We start from the raw sequence: 16,239 nt of genomic DNA on the forward strand, positions 1-16,239 counted from the left end.
GGAACACGAAAAACAACAAAAAAATAAAATGGAAGACAGAAAATTAGACCTTAACTCGGTTATAGGGATTGTTTTGATTATTGGTATTTTTATTTGGATGACCTACCAAAACAAACCTTCGGAGGCACAACTTGCTACTGAAAAGGCCAAAAAGGAAATGCTCGCCAAAGAAGCAAAAGCTCAGGGAGTAGCTGGAAAAACAGGTACAACTCCAGCAACTTTAATACCAGGCGATTCTACTCAATTGGCTCAATTGCAAAAAACATTAGGTAATTTTGCTTATTCGGCTACTTTGCCATCAGCAAAAAATGATGTTACAACGCTCGAAAATGATTTTATACTCTTAAAAATAGCCAACAAAGGAGGATACATCGTTGAAGCCACTTTGAAAAAATTTGAAAAATTCAAGAAAAATTCGGGTCAATTGGTTTCTTTGATAAAAGACAACAATGCCGATTTGAATATTCAGTTGCAAACTAGTGATAATCGAGTTTTAAATACAAAAGATTTGTATTTTGAACCAACATTATCAAAAGTTGGTGAAGAACAAGTTCTTTCGATGAAATTGAAAGCGGGTGCCAATGAATATTTGGAATACAAATACATTTTGAAACCTAATGATTATATGGTAGGTTTTGATGTGCAGTCTCAAGGGTTGAACAAAGTCTTGAATACGGCTAAACCATTGGATTTGCAATGGAATATGAAAACGTACCGAAGCGAAAAAAGTATTGCTTACGAAAACCGTTATACAGAAATCCGTTATAAATACGAAGAAAGCAAAAATAGTTATGTGTCTGACGGGAAAGACAAAGAAGAAACTCCTGATAAAGTGGATTATATCGCTTTCAAACAGCATTTTTTTAGTTCTATTTTGTTGACAAATACTCCTTTTGAAAAGTCTGTTTTGAAATCGAATAAATTAGTTTTGGATGAAACAAAAGACACAATTTTTATAAAAGATCTTAAAGCTACAGTTCCATTAGCTTTCCGTAATGGAGAAGTGGATTATAAAATGAATTGGTATTTTGGTCCAACAGATTATACCACTCTGAAAAAGTATGATAAAGACATAGAAAAAATTGTTCCGCTAGGTTGGGGAATTTTTGGATGGATTAATAAATTTATTTTTATTCCGTTGTTTGGGTTTTTAAGTACAACCATGGGAATGTCTTTGGGAATTGCGATTATCATTTTTACGATTATCATAAAAATAGGTATGTCACCTATTACATATAAATCATTCTTGTCTCAGGCAAAGATGAAAGTGTTGCGTCCTGATATAGCTGAAATTGGAGAAAAATTTAAAAAGGATCCAATGAAGAAACAACAGGAAACAATGAAATTGTATTCTAAAGCGGGTGTGAATCCAATGGCGGGATGTATTCCGGCCTTGATTCAGATTCCGTTTATGTATGCTTCGTTTCAGTTTTTCCCTTCTGCTTTCGAATTGAGACAACAAGGTTTCCTTTGGGCTGATGACTTATCTTCATTTGATTCTGTTTATAAATTGCCTTTCCACATTCCATTATATGGAGATCACATCAGTTTGTTTCCGATTTTGGCGGCTATTGCGATTTTCTTTTATATGAAAATGACTTCTGGCGACCAGCAAATGGCAGCTCCACAACAAGAAGGAATGCCGGATATGGCCAAAATGATGAAAATGATGATTTACATTTCGCCAATCATGATGTTGATTTTCTTCAATAGTTATGGTGCCGGATTGAGTTTGTATAACTTCATTTCGAATTTAATCACTATCGGAATTATGTTTGTAATCAAAAATCATATTGTTGATTCAGATAAAATTCATGCTCAAATTCAAGAGAATAAGTTGAAAGAGCCTAAGAAACCTGGTAAATTTCAGCAGCGTTTACAAGAAGCTATGGAACAGGCCGAAGCTCAGAAAAAAACAAAAAAGAAATAAGAATTAAAGAATATTGCAAAAGCTCCTTGAAAAAGGAGCTTTTTTTTTGGTCCTATTTTGACATAAAATATTTAACCGCAAGGTAAAACACTATGAACGCAAAGCTTTGTGAACTTTGTGTTCTTTCTTTGCGAACCTTGCGGTTAAAATCATTATTTGAAAAAAACAAAAATTTTCTCTTCCAAAGAAATATTGTATTAGAGTTTGAAATGTAACAATTTATTCACTATCTGTTTTGTTTCTAAATTTTAGAATACTGATAAAAATCATCTTTTGAAAATTGATTAAAATTTAGTTTTGTAAAATATAACGTTTTCGTGTTTTATTTTATAACGTCTAAACGTTTGAATAACTGAGGTTTGTGAGGTTTGTAAAAAGATTGATAAATTGCTGAGAATGTGGTTCGATTGCTAAACAAAAAGATGAAGTAGGAAAATGAAGATTTAAATATGATTGGCAAAATGGATATTAAAAAACATAAAGGATTTTTTTATAACGGAGATCAGATTTCTGAAGTGGAAGATTCCATTATTACAGAAGTTGCATTAAAAATTGCCGTAAACAGTGTTCCTTTTACAGTAACAATGCAGACGCCCGGGAATGAAAGAGATTTGGTTCGTGGTATATTATTTACTGAAAAAATATACCAAAACAGTCTGCCGATTGGAATGGAAATCAAATCGAGAGACAAAAGTGGAGCGATTACATCGATTAATGCAGTTGTGCCTTCCCATTTGGTTTTAAAAGATTTTGCAGGAAATCGAAATGTGATTTCATCTTCGTCGTGTGGACTTTGCGGAAAAACGGAATTGGATGATTTGGGCGTTGCCAATAGTAAAGTTTCAAAAAAAATTGACATCAGATTATTGGAAAAGATGTTTGATGAAGTTTATGAAAATCAAAAAGTTTTCAAAGAATCAGGCGGTAGTCACGCTGCCGGAGCTTTTACTATTGACGGAAGACTGCTCAAAGTTCAGGAAGATATCGGTAGACATAATGCGGTAGATAAGGTCATCGGGCATCTGATTCAAAACAATTTAATGGGAGAAGTAGCCTGCTTGACAGTAAGCGGTCGTGTTTCGTATGAAATTATAAGCAAGGCAAAAGAAGCAGGAATCACTTTTTTAGCTTCCGTTTCGTCGCCTTCCTCCTTGGCAATTACTACTGCCGAGGAGCTTGGAATTACTCTAATGGGTTTTTGCAGAAAAAATAAATTAACTATTTACACAAATTCTAATCAGGTAATCCAAAATTCCCCTCTTTGGATTGGTGATGAGGTAAAAAATTAATCACATGTCAAAAAATTTAAGTGAATTATCGAGTCGTAAAGGACTTGCCAAAAACCTGTTCGAAGAGTATGGAAATTTGGCAAAAGCTACCGGAACTCCTAATATTGAGGAGCTGGAAAAATTGAGGGAAGAATTTTTAATAGGTAAAGCAACGGCTTATGGAGCGGTTTCTTTTTATGATTTCCTGAAACCAGCAAACAAAAACAAGAAAGTGTATGCCTGTAATGGAAGCGCCTGTATGTTGTCGAATACTCAGGATGAATTGAAAGCGAAATTGAGCAATCATTTTGGTGAAGATGAAATTGGCGAAATGTGTTGTTTGGGAAGATGTCATGAAAACAGTGCTTTTCATATCAATAAAAAAAATTATTCAGGAAATGACATTGACTTCATCGAGGAAATTAAAGCCGGAAAAACTAATACGAAAGAAACCTACAACGTTGATTCGCTTGGGACTCCAATTCTAACCGGCGATTATGGAGATGTTTCGGCATTCTATAAAATATTTACCGATTGTCTGACAAGAACTCCCGATGAGCTTTTGTCAGAACTTCGTGATTCTGGATTGAGAGGGCGTGGAGGTGCCGGTTTTCCGATTGCTTTTAAGTTTGAATCCTGTAAAAATACGGAAGACGATACCAAATTCATCGTGAGCAATGCCGATGAAGGAGATCCAGGAGCTTATTCGGATCGCTATATAATGGAACAACGCCCGCACAATATGCTGATGGGAATGATGATTTCTGGATATATCATTGGGGCAAAACATGGAGTGGTATATATTCGTGGAGAATATCCGGAATCTATAGAAATTGTTGGCGAAGCCATTGAACACCTACGCAGTTTGGGGCTTTTGGGAGAAAATATCCAAGGAACCGATTTCAATTTTGATTTTAAAGTGATAAGTGCTCAAGGTGCGTATGTATGCGGAGAAGAAACAGCCTTGTTGTCGTCTATAGAAGGACAGCGTCCGGAAGTGAGAGTACGTCCGCCATATCCTACTCAAAAGGGATTGTTTAATAAACCAACAGTGGTAAACAATGTAGAAACATTGGCTAATATTCCGTTTATTATGAAACATAGCGGTAAAGCCTATGCCGAAATAGGAACTCCAAAATCAACCGGAACCAAATTGATTTCGCTTGACAGTCATTTCAACAAACCAGGAATTTACGAAGTTAATATGGGAACTCGCTTGACCAAAGTGATTGAAGATTTGGGAGGTGGTTTCCGCATGCCTGTAAAAGCCATGCATATCGGCGGGCCTCTAGGAGGTTTGGTGCCTATTTCGTTGATTGAAAGGCTGAGTATTGACTATGATTCGTTCATGAAATTAGGATTTTTACTAGGACATGCTTCTATTGTTTGCATCCCAGAAGACTATCCAATGATTGATTATATAGAACATCTGTTTCAGTTTGTCGCTCACGAAAGCTGTGGAAAATGTTTTCCTTGCCGTCTTGGGTCAACTCGTGGTTATGAGTTGATTGCAAAAGCCAAAAACGAAGATTATAAAATTGATCAAGAATTGATGTCCGATCTTTTGGATACTTTACAAACAGGATCACTTTGTGCTTTGGGCGGAGGATTGCCTTTGCCGGTAAGAAATGCGATGCAGTATTTTAATTCAGAATTAGCAGACTATTTTAATAAATAAATTATGGGACAAGTAGCATTTATTAATGACAAATGGCACACGATAGTTGAAGGTGAAACCATTTTAGAATTTGTTAAAAGAAATCACGGAAAAGACCGTATCCCAACCTTGTGTGATGCACCAAAATTAGAACCATTTGGTTCTTGCCGAGTTTGTAGCGTTGAAGTTGCTTTGGTAAAAGACGGGCCAACCAAAACTCAGGCTTCTTGCCATACTCCGGTTATTCCGAATTCCTACATATATACTGATACCGATCATATTAAAAAACTGAGAAAAAACATTATTGAATTGGTTCTAACCGACCATCCCATGGATTGTTTGCAGTGTGAGGTAAACAATAATTGCGAGCTGCAGTCGGTTGCGGCAAAAGTTGGGGTAAGGGATGTTCGTTATCCGCAAGGTAAAAATCATTTGGACACGCCAAAAGATTTGAGTCATCCTTATATGACTTCGGATTTTTCAAAATGTATCAATTGTTTCCGTTGCGTGAGAGCCTGTGATGAAATTCAGGGAGGATTGGTGCTTAGCATGGCAGGAAGAGGATTTGACAGCCATGTAGTGAAAAGCTATGAAAATAATTTCTTCGAATCCGATTGTGCGAGTTGTGGTGCTTGTGCTCAGGTTTGTCCAACTGCGGCCATTTCGGATGTATTCGAATCAAAATCAATTAATGTTGATGAGAAAATACGAACTGTTTGTTCGTATTGTGGCGTTGGCTGTAATCTCGAAGTTTCTGTAGTGAGCGGAAAAGTAAAATCAATTCAGGCGCCTATTAATGCTGAAGTAAATGAAGGTCATCTTTGCCTGAAAGGACGTTATGCGTTCTCTTTCTACGATCATCAGGACAGAATCAAAACTCCGTTAATCAGAAGAAATGGAGTATTGGAGCCTACCACTTGGAAAGAAGCTTACGATTTTATAACCGAAAAATTGACGGCAATCATTCAAAAAAACGGACCTGATGCTGTTGCGGGAGTTTCTTCTTCAAGATGTACAAATGAAGAAAACTATCTGATGCAGAAATTCATGCGTGCTGCCATTGGAACCAATAATATTGACTGTTGTGCACGTGTTTGTCATGGTCCAACCGCTTTCGGAATGCAAAAAGCATTTGGAACAGGAGCGGCTACAAACTCAATCGAAGATATCAAACTTACCGATTGTATCATGGTTATTGGTTCAAATCCAACCAATGCTCATCCGGTTACAGGCGCAAAAATTAAGCAGTTTGCCATGAAAGGCAAAACGACTATCGTTATTGATCCTCGAAAAACAGAAATTGCCAAATACGCGACCTATCATCTTCAGTTGAGACCGGGAACGAATGTGGCACTTTTGAATATGATTCTTTATTACATCATTACTGAAGGTTATGTTTCCAAAGGATTTATCAAACACCGCACTGAGGGTTATGAAGAATTCAGTGAGAAAATAAAAGGAATTGACATCGCCGAAATGGAGAAAATAACCGGTGTTGACAGAAATCTCGTGAGAGAAGCTGCGCTAGTATTTGACAAAGCTCCAAACGCCATGTTGTTCCATGGTTTGGGAGTTACTGAGCATTCTCAGGGGTCTCACGCTGTAATGCTTATCGCTGATTTAGCCATGATTACCGGAAACATTGGCCGAAGAGGAGTAGGCGTAAACCCGCTCAGAGGACAAAACAATGTTCAGGGCGCTGCCGATATGGGTTGTCAGCCTAATATGGGAGCTGGATATATGAGCGCTTACGATCCTGAAATTAACAAACATTATGAAGCTTTCTACGAAAGAAAAATTCCGACGAGCTATGGATATAAAATTCCAGAAATGTTTGATGCCGCTTTAGATGGAAAACTAAAAGCCATGTGGATAATGGGTGAGGATGTGGTACATACCGATCCAAATACCAATAAGGTGATTGCCGCTCTAGAAAGTTTAGAATTGCTAGTAGTGCAGGAATTATTCCTTTCCGAAACGACCAAACATGCCACTGTAGTGCTTCCGGGAGCTTCTTTCCTTGAAAAAACGGGAACTTTTACCAATGGTGAAAGAAGAATTCAGCAGGTGAACGCAGTAGTCGAAGTTTTGGACGGAGCAAAAACCGATGGTCAAATTCTAGTGGATATGATGAACAAAATGGGGTATTACCAAGCACCGTATCAACCAAAGGCGGTGCTTCGTGAAATTTCTAAAATAGTTCCATTCTTCTCAGGGGTTACTTGGGAAGGATTAGGAATAAACGGTAAGCAATGGCCTGTAAAAGAGGATGGATTAGGTACCAAGATCCTCCATACCGAAAAATTTGAAGGAGGAATAAGAGGTAAATTCAATTTTTATGACTTTAAGGAAACCAATGAAATTGTCAAAAACGGAAAAGATTTTCCTTATATCTTGACGACTAATCGTGGTTTGGAGCATTATAACTCCGGCACCATGACCCGCAGAACCGACAACGTAAAGATTCTGACTGAAGATCACTTAAAAATCAACCCGATTGATGCCGAAAAATTTTCGATTAAAGACGAGGATTTGGTATGTGTAATGTCGGCCAGAGGAAAAGTCGATATGCGAGCCAGTGTTTCAGATGAGGTGAAACCCGGAATTTTGAGCACAACTTTCCATTTCCCGGATGTATTACTCAATCTGATAACCGGCAACGAGCACGATTGCGAAGCGATGTGCCCGGAGTACAAAGTTGTAGCCGTCAATATCCGTAAAAGTAAAGGCGACAACAAAAAGAAATTGGATAAAATTGCCCTTTCGTAATAGTATTCAAGAAAACAGGAAAACCCCTTTGTCATTTAGGCAAAGGGGTTTTGTTTTCTTACTAGTTACGAATAGTTAAAAAAATATTTATCGCAAACTATGTGGTTACGCTGAGAAATATTTTGATAAATTCTATTGAAGTACCAATTTGTTGAGTTGAGATGTCATATTTTCAAAAAAATAAAAAATCTATTTACAATCATTTGGTTTTAGGGTTGTACTTTTGTTTCAGAATAATTTAATTGAAATTGTATGTTTTCTATTTTTAGAATTTTTGCTCTTGTATTGTGTTGCCAAGTTGTTTTCTCGCAAGTGAATAATAACCCAGTAGATGAGAATGGGAAAAAACATGGCGTTTGGAAAGGCTTTTATGAAGAATCGGGCAGACAGCGTTACGAGGGAACTTTTGAACACGGAAAAGAAGTGGGTGTCTTTAATTTTTTTGATGATACAAAAGCCCAATCAATTATTGCGACAAGAACTTTTAACGCTAAGGACAACTCCTGCTACACCATTTTTTATGATCAAAATAAAAATATTGTGAGTGAAGGCAAAGAGGTAAATAAATTGCGTGAAGGGCAATGGAAATATTACCATAAAGCATCCAAAACAATTATGACTTTGGAGAATTATAAAAATGGGAAACTCGATGGGGTTCGAACCGTTTATTATCCAAGTGGTAAAATTGTGGATGAAACCATTTATAAAAACGGTTTGAAAGAAGGTGTTTATAAACGATATTCGGAGAAGGGGATTGTTTTAGAAAACAGTTTTTTCAAAAACAATGAATACGAAGGAGAAGCAACTTACAAAGATCCAAACGATCTTGTCATTGCCAAAGGAAAATTCAAAAACGGAAAAAAAGTAGGGAAGTGGCAGTTTTTTGTAAACGGAAAATTAGAAAGTGAAGAAAACATGGATAAGCCGAAAAAAATACAATTGAAAAGGGATAGTGTGAAAAAATAATTTATTTAAACATATAAGTCATATAAGTTCATTTGATAAAAAACTAAAAGTTCTATTGGAATATTTTATTTAAGAACACAAAAGGGGAAACTTATTTGGCCTTTTAAAAAAAACCTTTTTAAACGATTAGCTTAAATAAACTTATATGCCTTATATGTTTAAAACATGGGTTTCAAAAAGGGCCTCCCCATTTTGTCGCCTTTAGAAATAAGTTATATTATTCGTACTTTTGCAAAAGATTAAATTAAATTTCCAATAATGAAACGTGTAGTTGTAGGTCTTTCTGGTGGTGTGGATTCGAGTGTTGCGGCGTATTTGTTGCAACAACAAGGATATGAGGTAATAGGTCTTTTTATGAAAAATTGGCACGATGATTCGGTGACCATTTCAAACGAATGTCCTTGGTTGGAAGATAGTAATGATGCATTATTGGTCGCCCAAAAATTGGGGATTCCTTTTCAAACAGTTGATTTAAGCGAACAATACAAAGAAAAAATCGTTGATTATATGTTCAACGAATACGAAAAAGGGAGAACTCCAAATCCTGACGTACTTTGTAATCGCGAAATAAAATTTGACGTTTTTATGAAAATCGCCATAAGTCTTGGTGCCGATTATGTGGCAACGGGACATTATTGTAGAAAAAGTGAAATCGAAGTAAATGGTGAAAAAGTGTACCAACTACTTGCAGGAGTTGATGGAAATAAAGATCAATCGTATTTTTTATGTCAATTATCACAGGAGCAATTATCCAAAGCATTGTTTCCTATCGGTGAATTGACCAAACCTGAAGTGCGTGAAATTGCAGCCGAAATGGAATTGGTTACCGCCGAAAAGAAAGATTCGCAAGGACTGTGTTTTATCGGAAAAGTACGTTTGCCTGAATTTTTACAGCAAAAACTGCAGCCCAAAGAAGGAACAATTATTCAGATAGACAAAAATGATCCGGTATATTGTAATGAAATGCAAAGTGGATTATCTGTTCAGGAACAATTGCTTTTTGCATCGAAAAAAATACCATATACTCCAAAAATGGGAAAGGTAATGGGGAAACATCAAGGGGCACATTATTTTACCGTTGGGCAAAGAAAAGGTTTGAATGTAGGCGGAACAACAGATCCTTTGTTTGTTATTGCTACCGATGTAGAAACCAATACTATTTATACCGGTTTGTCGAGTATGCATCCCGGATTGTTCAAAAAAGCTTTGTTTATAGATAAATCCGAAGTGCATTGGGTTCGTGAGGATTTGGCTTTGGCCAATGGCGAAACAATGGAAGTTATGGCACGCATCCGCTACAGACAGCCTTTGCAAAAAGCGACTTTACATCAATTTTCGGATGGAATGTATATTTCATTCGAAGACCCGCAATCAGCCATCACCGAAGGGCAGTTTGCAGCTTGGTATCATAATGATGAACTGATAGGTTCTGGAGTTATTTCGTAAAAAAGGAAAAGTTTAAACGATACAAGTAAAAAGTTTTAACCATATAAGGCATTTAAGTTGATATAAGAAAACTTAAATGAACTTATATGCCTTATATGGTTAGATAAAATGTTTCTTTGTATTTTAGATTAATAACTTTCTGGTTCAATAAAACTTTAGTTTTGAATAAAACATGAAAAAAATAGTTACTATTATTTTATTGTTTTCCTGTTTTGCGGGCTTTTCCCAAGAAGATGCCTGGATATATTTTAATGTAAAAAATAATTCTCAAAGTTATTATAACAATCCTTTGCTGATGCTTTCGCAAAGAGCTTTGGATCGGAGAACAATTCAAAACATTCCTTTGGATTCCAAAGATATTCCAATTGACATTAGTTACATTAACCAAATAAAAGCCGTTTCTGGGATTACAATAATGGCCAAGTCAAAATGGTTGAACGCGTTGCACATTCGTGGGACTCAAACAGCCATTAACTCTTTGAAATCTTTTTCATTTGTGGAAAAAATAGATTTTGCTAATAAATCATTGAATTCAACAAGTAAAAAAACCATTACCTCAAAGATAAAAGCCGTTGAAAAAGTATTGGAATCCAAAGTAGATTTTGCCTACGGTACATCAGCCAATCAAATACAAATGCTGCACGGTGATATTTTGCACAAACAAAACTACACAGGTTCTGGGAAAATAATTGCTGTTATGGATACTGGTTTTCCGGGTGTGAATACAGCGCAACCATTTCAGAGACTAAGAGATAATAATAAAATTTTGGGTGGTTATGATTTTGTGAGTAGGAGTTCCAATTTTTATACAAGCGATTCTCATGGTGCGATGGTTCTATCGTCGATGGGAGGATACAAAGAAAACGCTCTTGTAGGCACTGCTCCGGATGCTTCTTATTATTTGTTTCGAACGGAAGATGTTTCGTCTGAAAATCCTGTTGAAGAATCGTATTGGGTAGAAGCGGCTGAGAAAGCGGATAGTTTGGGTGTGGATGTCATTAATACTTCATTAGGGTATTTTGAGTTTGATAAAACAGCATACAGTCATACGTATGCTGAAATGGATGGTAAAACGGCTTTCATGACCCGAGGTGCCGAAATTGCATTTTCCCGCGGAATGATAGTGGTGGTGGCCGCTGGTAATGAAGGGGCAACTGTAAATCCACATATTGCTGCGCCAGCGGATGGTATTTCGGTACTTACAATTGGAGCTGTGACTGCCTCCAAAACGGTAACCAGTTTTAGTTCAATCGGACCTTCATTTGATGGAAGAATTAAACCGGATGTTATGGCGCAGGGGCAATCAGTGTATTTGTCGGATTCATCGGGAAATATCGGAACGGCAAATGGAACTTCTTTTTCCAGTCCGATTACAGCGGGATTGGTGGCTTGTCTCTGGCAGGCTTTTCCCAATAAAACCAATAAAGAGATTCGAGATTTAATCATAAAATCTGCAGATCGATATACTGCACCCAATAATCAATATGGATACGGGATTCCTGATTTCAGTTTGGCTTTGTCCAATGGATTGGGAGTTAATGATTTTTTGAAAAATGATTTCGTTTTGTATCCAAACCCAACAAGCGATTTTTGTGTTGTTTCTTTTCCAAATAATTTGGATACAGCCACAATTCGAATTTATTCAATTCCCGGGCAGAAAATAACGGAACAGAAAATTTCTAAAACTTTGCCTTCGGTTTCATTAAAAGCATTGCAATCTGGAATCTATATTTATGAAATAGATTGGGACGGAAAAGTAACCACAGGAAAATTAATCAAGCAATAAACTTCAATTTTATATGAATAAAATTACGAGGCTTTTCAATATTAAATACCCAATTATACAGGCAGGAATGATTTGGAATAGTGGTTATAAACTGGCGAGTGCGGTGAGTAACGCGGGAGGATTGGGTTTGATAGGTGCCGGTTCCATGTATCCTGAGGTTTTGAAAGAACATATCCAAAAATGTAAAAAAGCAACCGATAAACCTTTTGGTGTCAATGTTCCAATGTTGTATCCCAACATTGAAGAAATAATGAAAATCATCGTAGATGAAGGAGTGAAAATCGTTTTTACTTCGGCTGGAAATCCTAAAACTTGGACGCCATTTTTAAAAGAAAATGGGATTACAGTTGTGCATGTGGTGAGCAGTTCTGTTTTTGCATTAAAAGCCCAAGATGCTGGTGTGGATGCTGTGGTCGCCGAAGGTTTTGAAGCAGGAGGACACAATGGTCGTGAGGAAACCACGACTTTTACTTTAATCCCGATGGTGAAAGATAAAATTTCGATTCCGTTGATTGCTGCAGGCGGAATTGCAACAGGTCGCGGTATGCTTGCTGCAATGATACTCGGGGCTGATGGAGTGCAGGTTGGAAGTCGATTTGCTGCTTCATTGGAATCTTCATCTCATAATAATTTTAAGCAAACTATTATTGAACTGCAGGAAGGAGGCACGCAATTAACCTTGAAAGAACTGGCTCCTGTTCGTTTGATTAAAAATAAATTTTATCAGGACATTCAGCAATTGTATGAAAAATGTCCAAGTAAAGAAGAATTGGCAGCTTTGTTAGGTAGAGCAAGAGCCAAACGAGGGATGTTTGAAGGTGATTTGGATGAAGGGGAACTGGAAATAGGTCAAATAGCTGGATTGATAAAAGAAATTCTGCCTGCAAAAGAGATAATTAATACAATGATAACCGAATTTGAACAGGCAAAACAGGAAGTGGTTTCATTTGGTTATTAAAAATGGTACATTTGTTTTTGTTAAATTTTTTTAAATAATGAATAAATTAAAAACAGGATTTATATTGCTTTTGCTTTTTTTTGGCGTAAGCCAAGGATTTAGTCAGGTTTATAAATTCAAAACAACCGGTTTGAGTGTTTCTGCAAAAGAAGCAAACGGAAAATTTGGTAATTGGACCGATTTGAAATCGGTTAAAATTTTGGTCAATTTGGATACCAATAAAAACCGAATTGTCATTTATTCCGAGGCAATTCAAGTGTTTGATATTGTCGAATATCTTCCTACTGAAGAAAACAGTTCAGACCTTATTTACCCTTTTGTTTGTAAAGACAACAGTGGCGAAAACTGTACACTTTCTTTTATTACCCGAAAAAAGCAAGACAACAGAATGCAACTCTATGTCAAATATGAAGACAGGGTGTTGGCGTATAATATTGTCAAGTTTGAGTAAAAAAAAGGAGTTAAATTTCAGGCCAAAATCCCCCCTTTTTTGCAATAGTTTCTTTAACTGATTATTTCGCTTGACTTTTAACGGCTCTAAGCAATTAAACAGTTTGGCGATTAAGCGGTTAAACGATTAACCAAACTTATCATTTAGATAAAATTGTTTTAAACTTTTTTTTACAGATAAAATGTATTTTTGTGACCAATTAAATTATATTATGAAAAAAATTATTTTGTTATTTGTTTGTGTTTTTTCTATTTATAGTCAGGCACAACAGCGTCCTAAGTTAGTTGTTGGAATTGTGGTGGATCAAATGAAAATGGAATATTTATATCGATTTTCAGATGATTTTTCGGCAAATGGATTCAAAAGAATGATGGATAAAGGGTTTACTTTTTATAACATGAATTATAATTATGTGCCTACTTATACCGCTCCGGGGCACGCTTCTATTTATACCGGTACAACACCGGCAACTCACGGAATTATGGGGAATGATTGGTTTGTTCGTTCTTTAGGAAAAAGCATTTATTGTACGGATGATGCCAATGCCAAAACTTTGGTGCCGGGTACTGAAAAAGAAGGAGCAATGTCTCCAAAAAATCTTTTGAGTACAACCATTACAGATGAATTGCGTATGGCAACAAATTTCAAAGGTAAAGTGATCGGGATGAGTATGAAGGATCGTGGGGCAATTTTGCCGGCGGGACATTTTGCAAATTGGGCTTTTTGGTACGGCAAATCGGGAGATTTTATTTCGAGTAGTTTTTATGGGGACAAAATGCCGGATTGGGTTACAGAATTCAATAAAGAAAAAAAATATATGGATTATATAAAGAAAGGCTGGAGTCTGTTGCGTCCTGTTGAGACCTACAATGAAAGCCTTCCTGATGATAATCCTTATGAAGGAAAACTTGATAAAACGGCTAGACCAGTTTTTCCTTATGATTTGAATAAAATTTATCAGACGAGCGGAGCTGATATCATGAGATCTGTTCCCTTTTCAAATGATCTTTTGGTTGATTTTGCAATGAAAGCCATTTCAAGTGAATCTTTAGGAAAAGATGAAAACACAGATTTTCTGACAGTAAGTTTTTCTTCAACTGATTATGTTGGGCATTTGTGTGGTCCAAGATCTATGGAAATTCAGGATACTTATTTACGATTGGATCTCTCCATTGCTACTTTTTTGGATTATTTGGATAAAACTGTCGGAAAGGATAATTATTTGGTTTTCCTTACTGCTGATCATGCCGTTGCAGAGAATATTAATTATCTGAAAGATCGTAAATATGATGTTACCAATGATGCTGCTAAAGATGTTTCTGCTTTGTTGAAGAAGTTTTCTGTTGATACATTTGGTGCAAACGTAGTACTGAATTACTCTAATTTTAATTTGTATTTTGATAAAAAGATTATCAAAGAAAAAGGATTGGAGTTGGCCAATGTAAAACAAAGTTTTAAAGACTTTTTAATGGGATTGGATCAGGTTAAAAGAGTTTATTCCGAAGAAGATATTTTAAATGCATCAGGTGCCGATTATTATCTGAATTTTATTTTCAAAGGTTATGATCCAAAACAGAACGGAGATTTAGTTGTTCTTTATAAAGCTGGGTATATGGAAAATAACGAAACAGGAACGACCCACGGTACGCCTAATAGCTATGATACCAATGTTCCTTTGCTTTTCTACGGTTGGCACGTTCCGCAAGGAGAATCGAATAAAAAAGAATATATAACAGAAATTGCTCCAACACTTTCTAAAATGCTAAAAATTACGACTCCAAACGGCTCAGAATCACAAGTTTTGGAAGAGCTATTTGTTAAGAAATAATTTTTTTTTTTTCAGTTTCAAAAATCCCATTCGTGTAGATGAATGGGATTTTTTTTTGTTTCATCGATTATATTGCTGATTGTTGCTGTTTTTTTAAATTAAACTGTTAAATTTAGAAGTTTAGTTTAAATAAATGGAAATTATGAAGAAAATTATCAAATGGGTTTTATTGTCGTTTGTCATTCTTGTAATGATTGTTTTGTCGTATGTAAAGTTTGCTTTGCCTAATGTTGGGGAATTGAAATATCTCAGTATTAAGCCGACAATAAGCAAAATTGAAAGAGGGAAGTACCTTGCTAGCCATGTTTGCGTATGTATTGACTGTCATTCGAGTAGGAACTGGAATGAGTTTTCTGGGCCATTGGTTGATGGAACTATCGGTATGGGAGGAGAAGTTTTTGACCAGAGGTTTGGTTTTCCGGGTAGTTTTTATTCTAAAAATATTACGCCTTCAGGAATTGGTGATTGGACAGATGCCGAAGTTTTGCGCGCTATTTCAAGTGGTGTTTCCAAAGATGGTTCTGCATTGTTTCCTGTAATGCCGCATCCTCATTTTGGGCAAATGGATAAAGAAGATCTGGAATCGATAATTGTGTATTTACGAACTTTGAAACCTATTAAAAATATAGTTCCAAAATCTGAACCTGATTTTCCGATGAATTTTATAGTGAACACTATTCCGAAGGAAGCTCAATTTTCAAAAATTCCAGATAAAAATAATGCGGTTGCTTACGGTGCTTATTTAGTAAATGCTGCATCTTGTATAATGTGTCATACACAACAAGAAAAGGGTGAAGCTATCGCTGGAATGGAATTTGCCGGAGGTTTTGAATTCCCTATTATAACCGGAGGAACTGTGCGTTCTGCCAATATTACTCAAGACAAAATTACTGGAATCGGCAAATGGACAGAAGCTGACTTTGTCAAACGATTCAAATCCTATACAGACAGTACTTATGTTCCTAATAAAATAGAAAAAGGGAATTTTAATACCGTTATGCCTTGGACAATGTATGGAGGGATGAATGAGCAGGATTTAAAAGCGATTTTCGCCTATTTAAAGACAATAAAGCCGATACGTAATAACGTTGTGAAATTTGTAAGTCAATAGCGTCTTAAAATTAAAATAAATCAGAATCTCAATTCTTTTGAAATAAAAATCCCGTCCTTTTAGAGAGAC

General features: G+C 36.1%; 11 protein-coding genes. All 11 read left to right on the forward strand.

The features are described 5' to 3' along the window. The first annotated feature begins 28 nt into the window (after nucleotides 1-28). The 11 genes from yidC to EM308_RS09150 all read left to right on the forward strand — a co-directional run bounded on the left by yidC (nucleotide 29) and on the right by EM308_RS09150 (nucleotide 16,170). Entirely contained in the window at nucleotides 29-1,930 is a 1,902-nt protein-coding gene (gene yidC / locus EM308_RS09100) for a membrane protein insertase YidC (RefSeq protein ID WP_035640229.1), read from the forward strand. A 461-nt stretch (nucleotides 1,931-2,391) separates the two neighbouring features. Then, complete coding sequence (gene fdhD / locus EM308_RS09105; RefSeq protein ID WP_070261925.1) at nucleotides 2,392-3,219, forward strand: formate dehydrogenase accessory sulfurtransferase FdhD; 828 nt, start codon at nucleotides 2,392-2,394, stop codon at nucleotides 3,217-3,219. Nucleotides 3,220-3,223: 4 nt separating this feature from the next. Then, nucleotides 3,224-4,876 carry an NADH-ubiquinone oxidoreductase-F iron-sulfur binding region domain-containing protein gene (locus EM308_RS09110; protein ID WP_035640231.1) on the forward strand — a complete coding sequence of 551 codons (1,653 nt, stop codon included), beginning with the start codon at nucleotides 3,224-3,226 and terminating at the stop codon, nucleotides 4,874-4,876. A gap of 3 nt (nucleotides 4,877-4,879) precedes the next feature. Then, entirely contained in the window at nucleotides 4,880-7,624 is a 2,745-nt protein-coding gene (gene fdhF, locus EM308_RS09115; protein WP_035640233.1) for a formate dehydrogenase subunit alpha, read from the forward strand. 252 nt (nucleotides 7,625-7,876) lie between these two features. Beyond that, nucleotides 7,877-8,590, forward strand: a complete 714-nt coding sequence (locus tag EM308_RS09120; protein WP_035640235.1) for a toxin-antitoxin system YwqK family antitoxin — start codon at nucleotides 7,877-7,879, stop codon at nucleotides 8,588-8,590. 258 nt (nucleotides 8,591-8,848) lie between these two features. Beyond that, on the forward strand, nucleotides 8,849-10,036 hold the full coding sequence (gene mnmA, locus EM308_RS09125) for a tRNA 2-thiouridine(34) synthase MnmA (RefSeq protein ID WP_035640237.1): 1,188 nt from the start codon (nucleotides 8,849-8,851) through the stop codon (nucleotides 10,034-10,036). A 172-nt stretch (nucleotides 10,037-10,208) separates the two neighbouring features. Continuing rightward, nucleotides 10,209-11,822, forward strand: a complete 1,614-nt coding sequence (locus EM308_RS09130) for a S8 family peptidase (RefSeq protein WP_035640238.1) — start codon at nucleotides 10,209-10,211, stop codon at nucleotides 11,820-11,822. 13 nt (nucleotides 11,823-11,835) lie between these two features. Further along, nucleotides 11,836-12,780 carry an NAD(P)H-dependent flavin oxidoreductase gene (locus EM308_RS09135; RefSeq protein ID WP_035640239.1) on the forward strand — a complete coding sequence of 315 codons (945 nt, stop codon included), beginning with the start codon at nucleotides 11,836-11,838 and terminating at the stop codon, nucleotides 12,778-12,780. Between the two features lie 37 nt (nucleotides 12,781-12,817). Next, nucleotides 12,818-13,231 carry a hypothetical protein gene (locus tag EM308_RS09140; RefSeq protein ID WP_035640241.1) on the forward strand — a complete coding sequence of 138 codons (414 nt, stop codon included), beginning with the start codon at nucleotides 12,818-12,820 and terminating at the stop codon, nucleotides 13,229-13,231. Nucleotides 13,232-13,442: 211 nt separating this feature from the next. Next, nucleotides 13,443-15,059 (forward strand): alkaline phosphatase PafA, encoded by a 1,617-nt coding sequence (pafA, locus tag EM308_RS09145; RefSeq protein WP_035640242.1) that lies wholly within the window; start codon nucleotides 13,443-13,445, stop codon nucleotides 15,057-15,059. Between the two features lie 142 nt (nucleotides 15,060-15,201). Further along, entirely contained in the window at nucleotides 15,202-16,170 is a 969-nt protein-coding gene (locus tag EM308_RS09150; RefSeq protein WP_035640247.1) for a c-type cytochrome, read from the forward strand. Nucleotides 16,171-16,239 lie beyond the last annotated feature (69 nt).

It is taken from the genome of Flavobacterium gilvum (assembly GCF_001761465.1).
Lineage (GTDB): Bacteria > Bacteroidota > Bacteroidia > Flavobacteriales > Flavobacteriaceae > Flavobacterium > Flavobacterium gilvum.

Coding starts and splice junctions, on each gene's coding strand:
- mnmA (WP_035640237.1), top strand. CDS start 8,849: ATGAAACGTGTAGTTGTAGGTCTTTCTGGTGGTGTGGATTCGAGTGTT.
- yidC (WP_035640229.1), top strand. CDS start 29: ATGGAAGACAGAAAATTAGACCTTAACTCGGTTATAGGGATTGTTTTG.
- EM308_RS09120 (WP_035640235.1), top strand. CDS start 7,877: ATGTTTTCTATTTTTAGAATTTTTGCTCTTGTATTGTGTTGCCAAGTT.
- EM308_RS09140 (WP_035640241.1), top strand. CDS start 12,818: ATGAATAAATTAAAAACAGGATTTATATTGCTTTTGCTTTTTTTTGGC.
- EM308_RS09150 (WP_035640247.1), top strand. CDS start 15,202: ATGAAGAAAATTATCAAATGGGTTTTATTGTCGTTTGTCATTCTTGTA.
- EM308_RS09130 (WP_035640238.1), top strand. CDS start 10,209: ATGAAAAAAATAGTTACTATTATTTTATTGTTTTCCTGTTTTGCGGGC.
- pafA (WP_035640242.1), top strand. CDS start 13,443: ATGAAAAAAATTATTTTGTTATTTGTTTGTGTTTTTTCTATTTATAGT.
- EM308_RS09135 (WP_035640239.1), top strand. CDS start 11,836: ATGAATAAAATTACGAGGCTTTTCAATATTAAATACCCAATTATACAG.
- fdhD (WP_070261925.1), top strand. CDS start 2,392: ATGGATATTAAAAAACATAAAGGATTTTTTTATAACGGAGATCAGATT.
- EM308_RS09110 (WP_035640231.1), top strand. CDS start 3,224: ATGTCAAAAAATTTAAGTGAATTATCGAGTCGTAAAGGACTTGCCAAA.
- fdhF (WP_035640233.1), top strand. CDS start 4,880: ATGGGACAAGTAGCATTTATTAATGACAAATGGCACACGATAGTTGAA.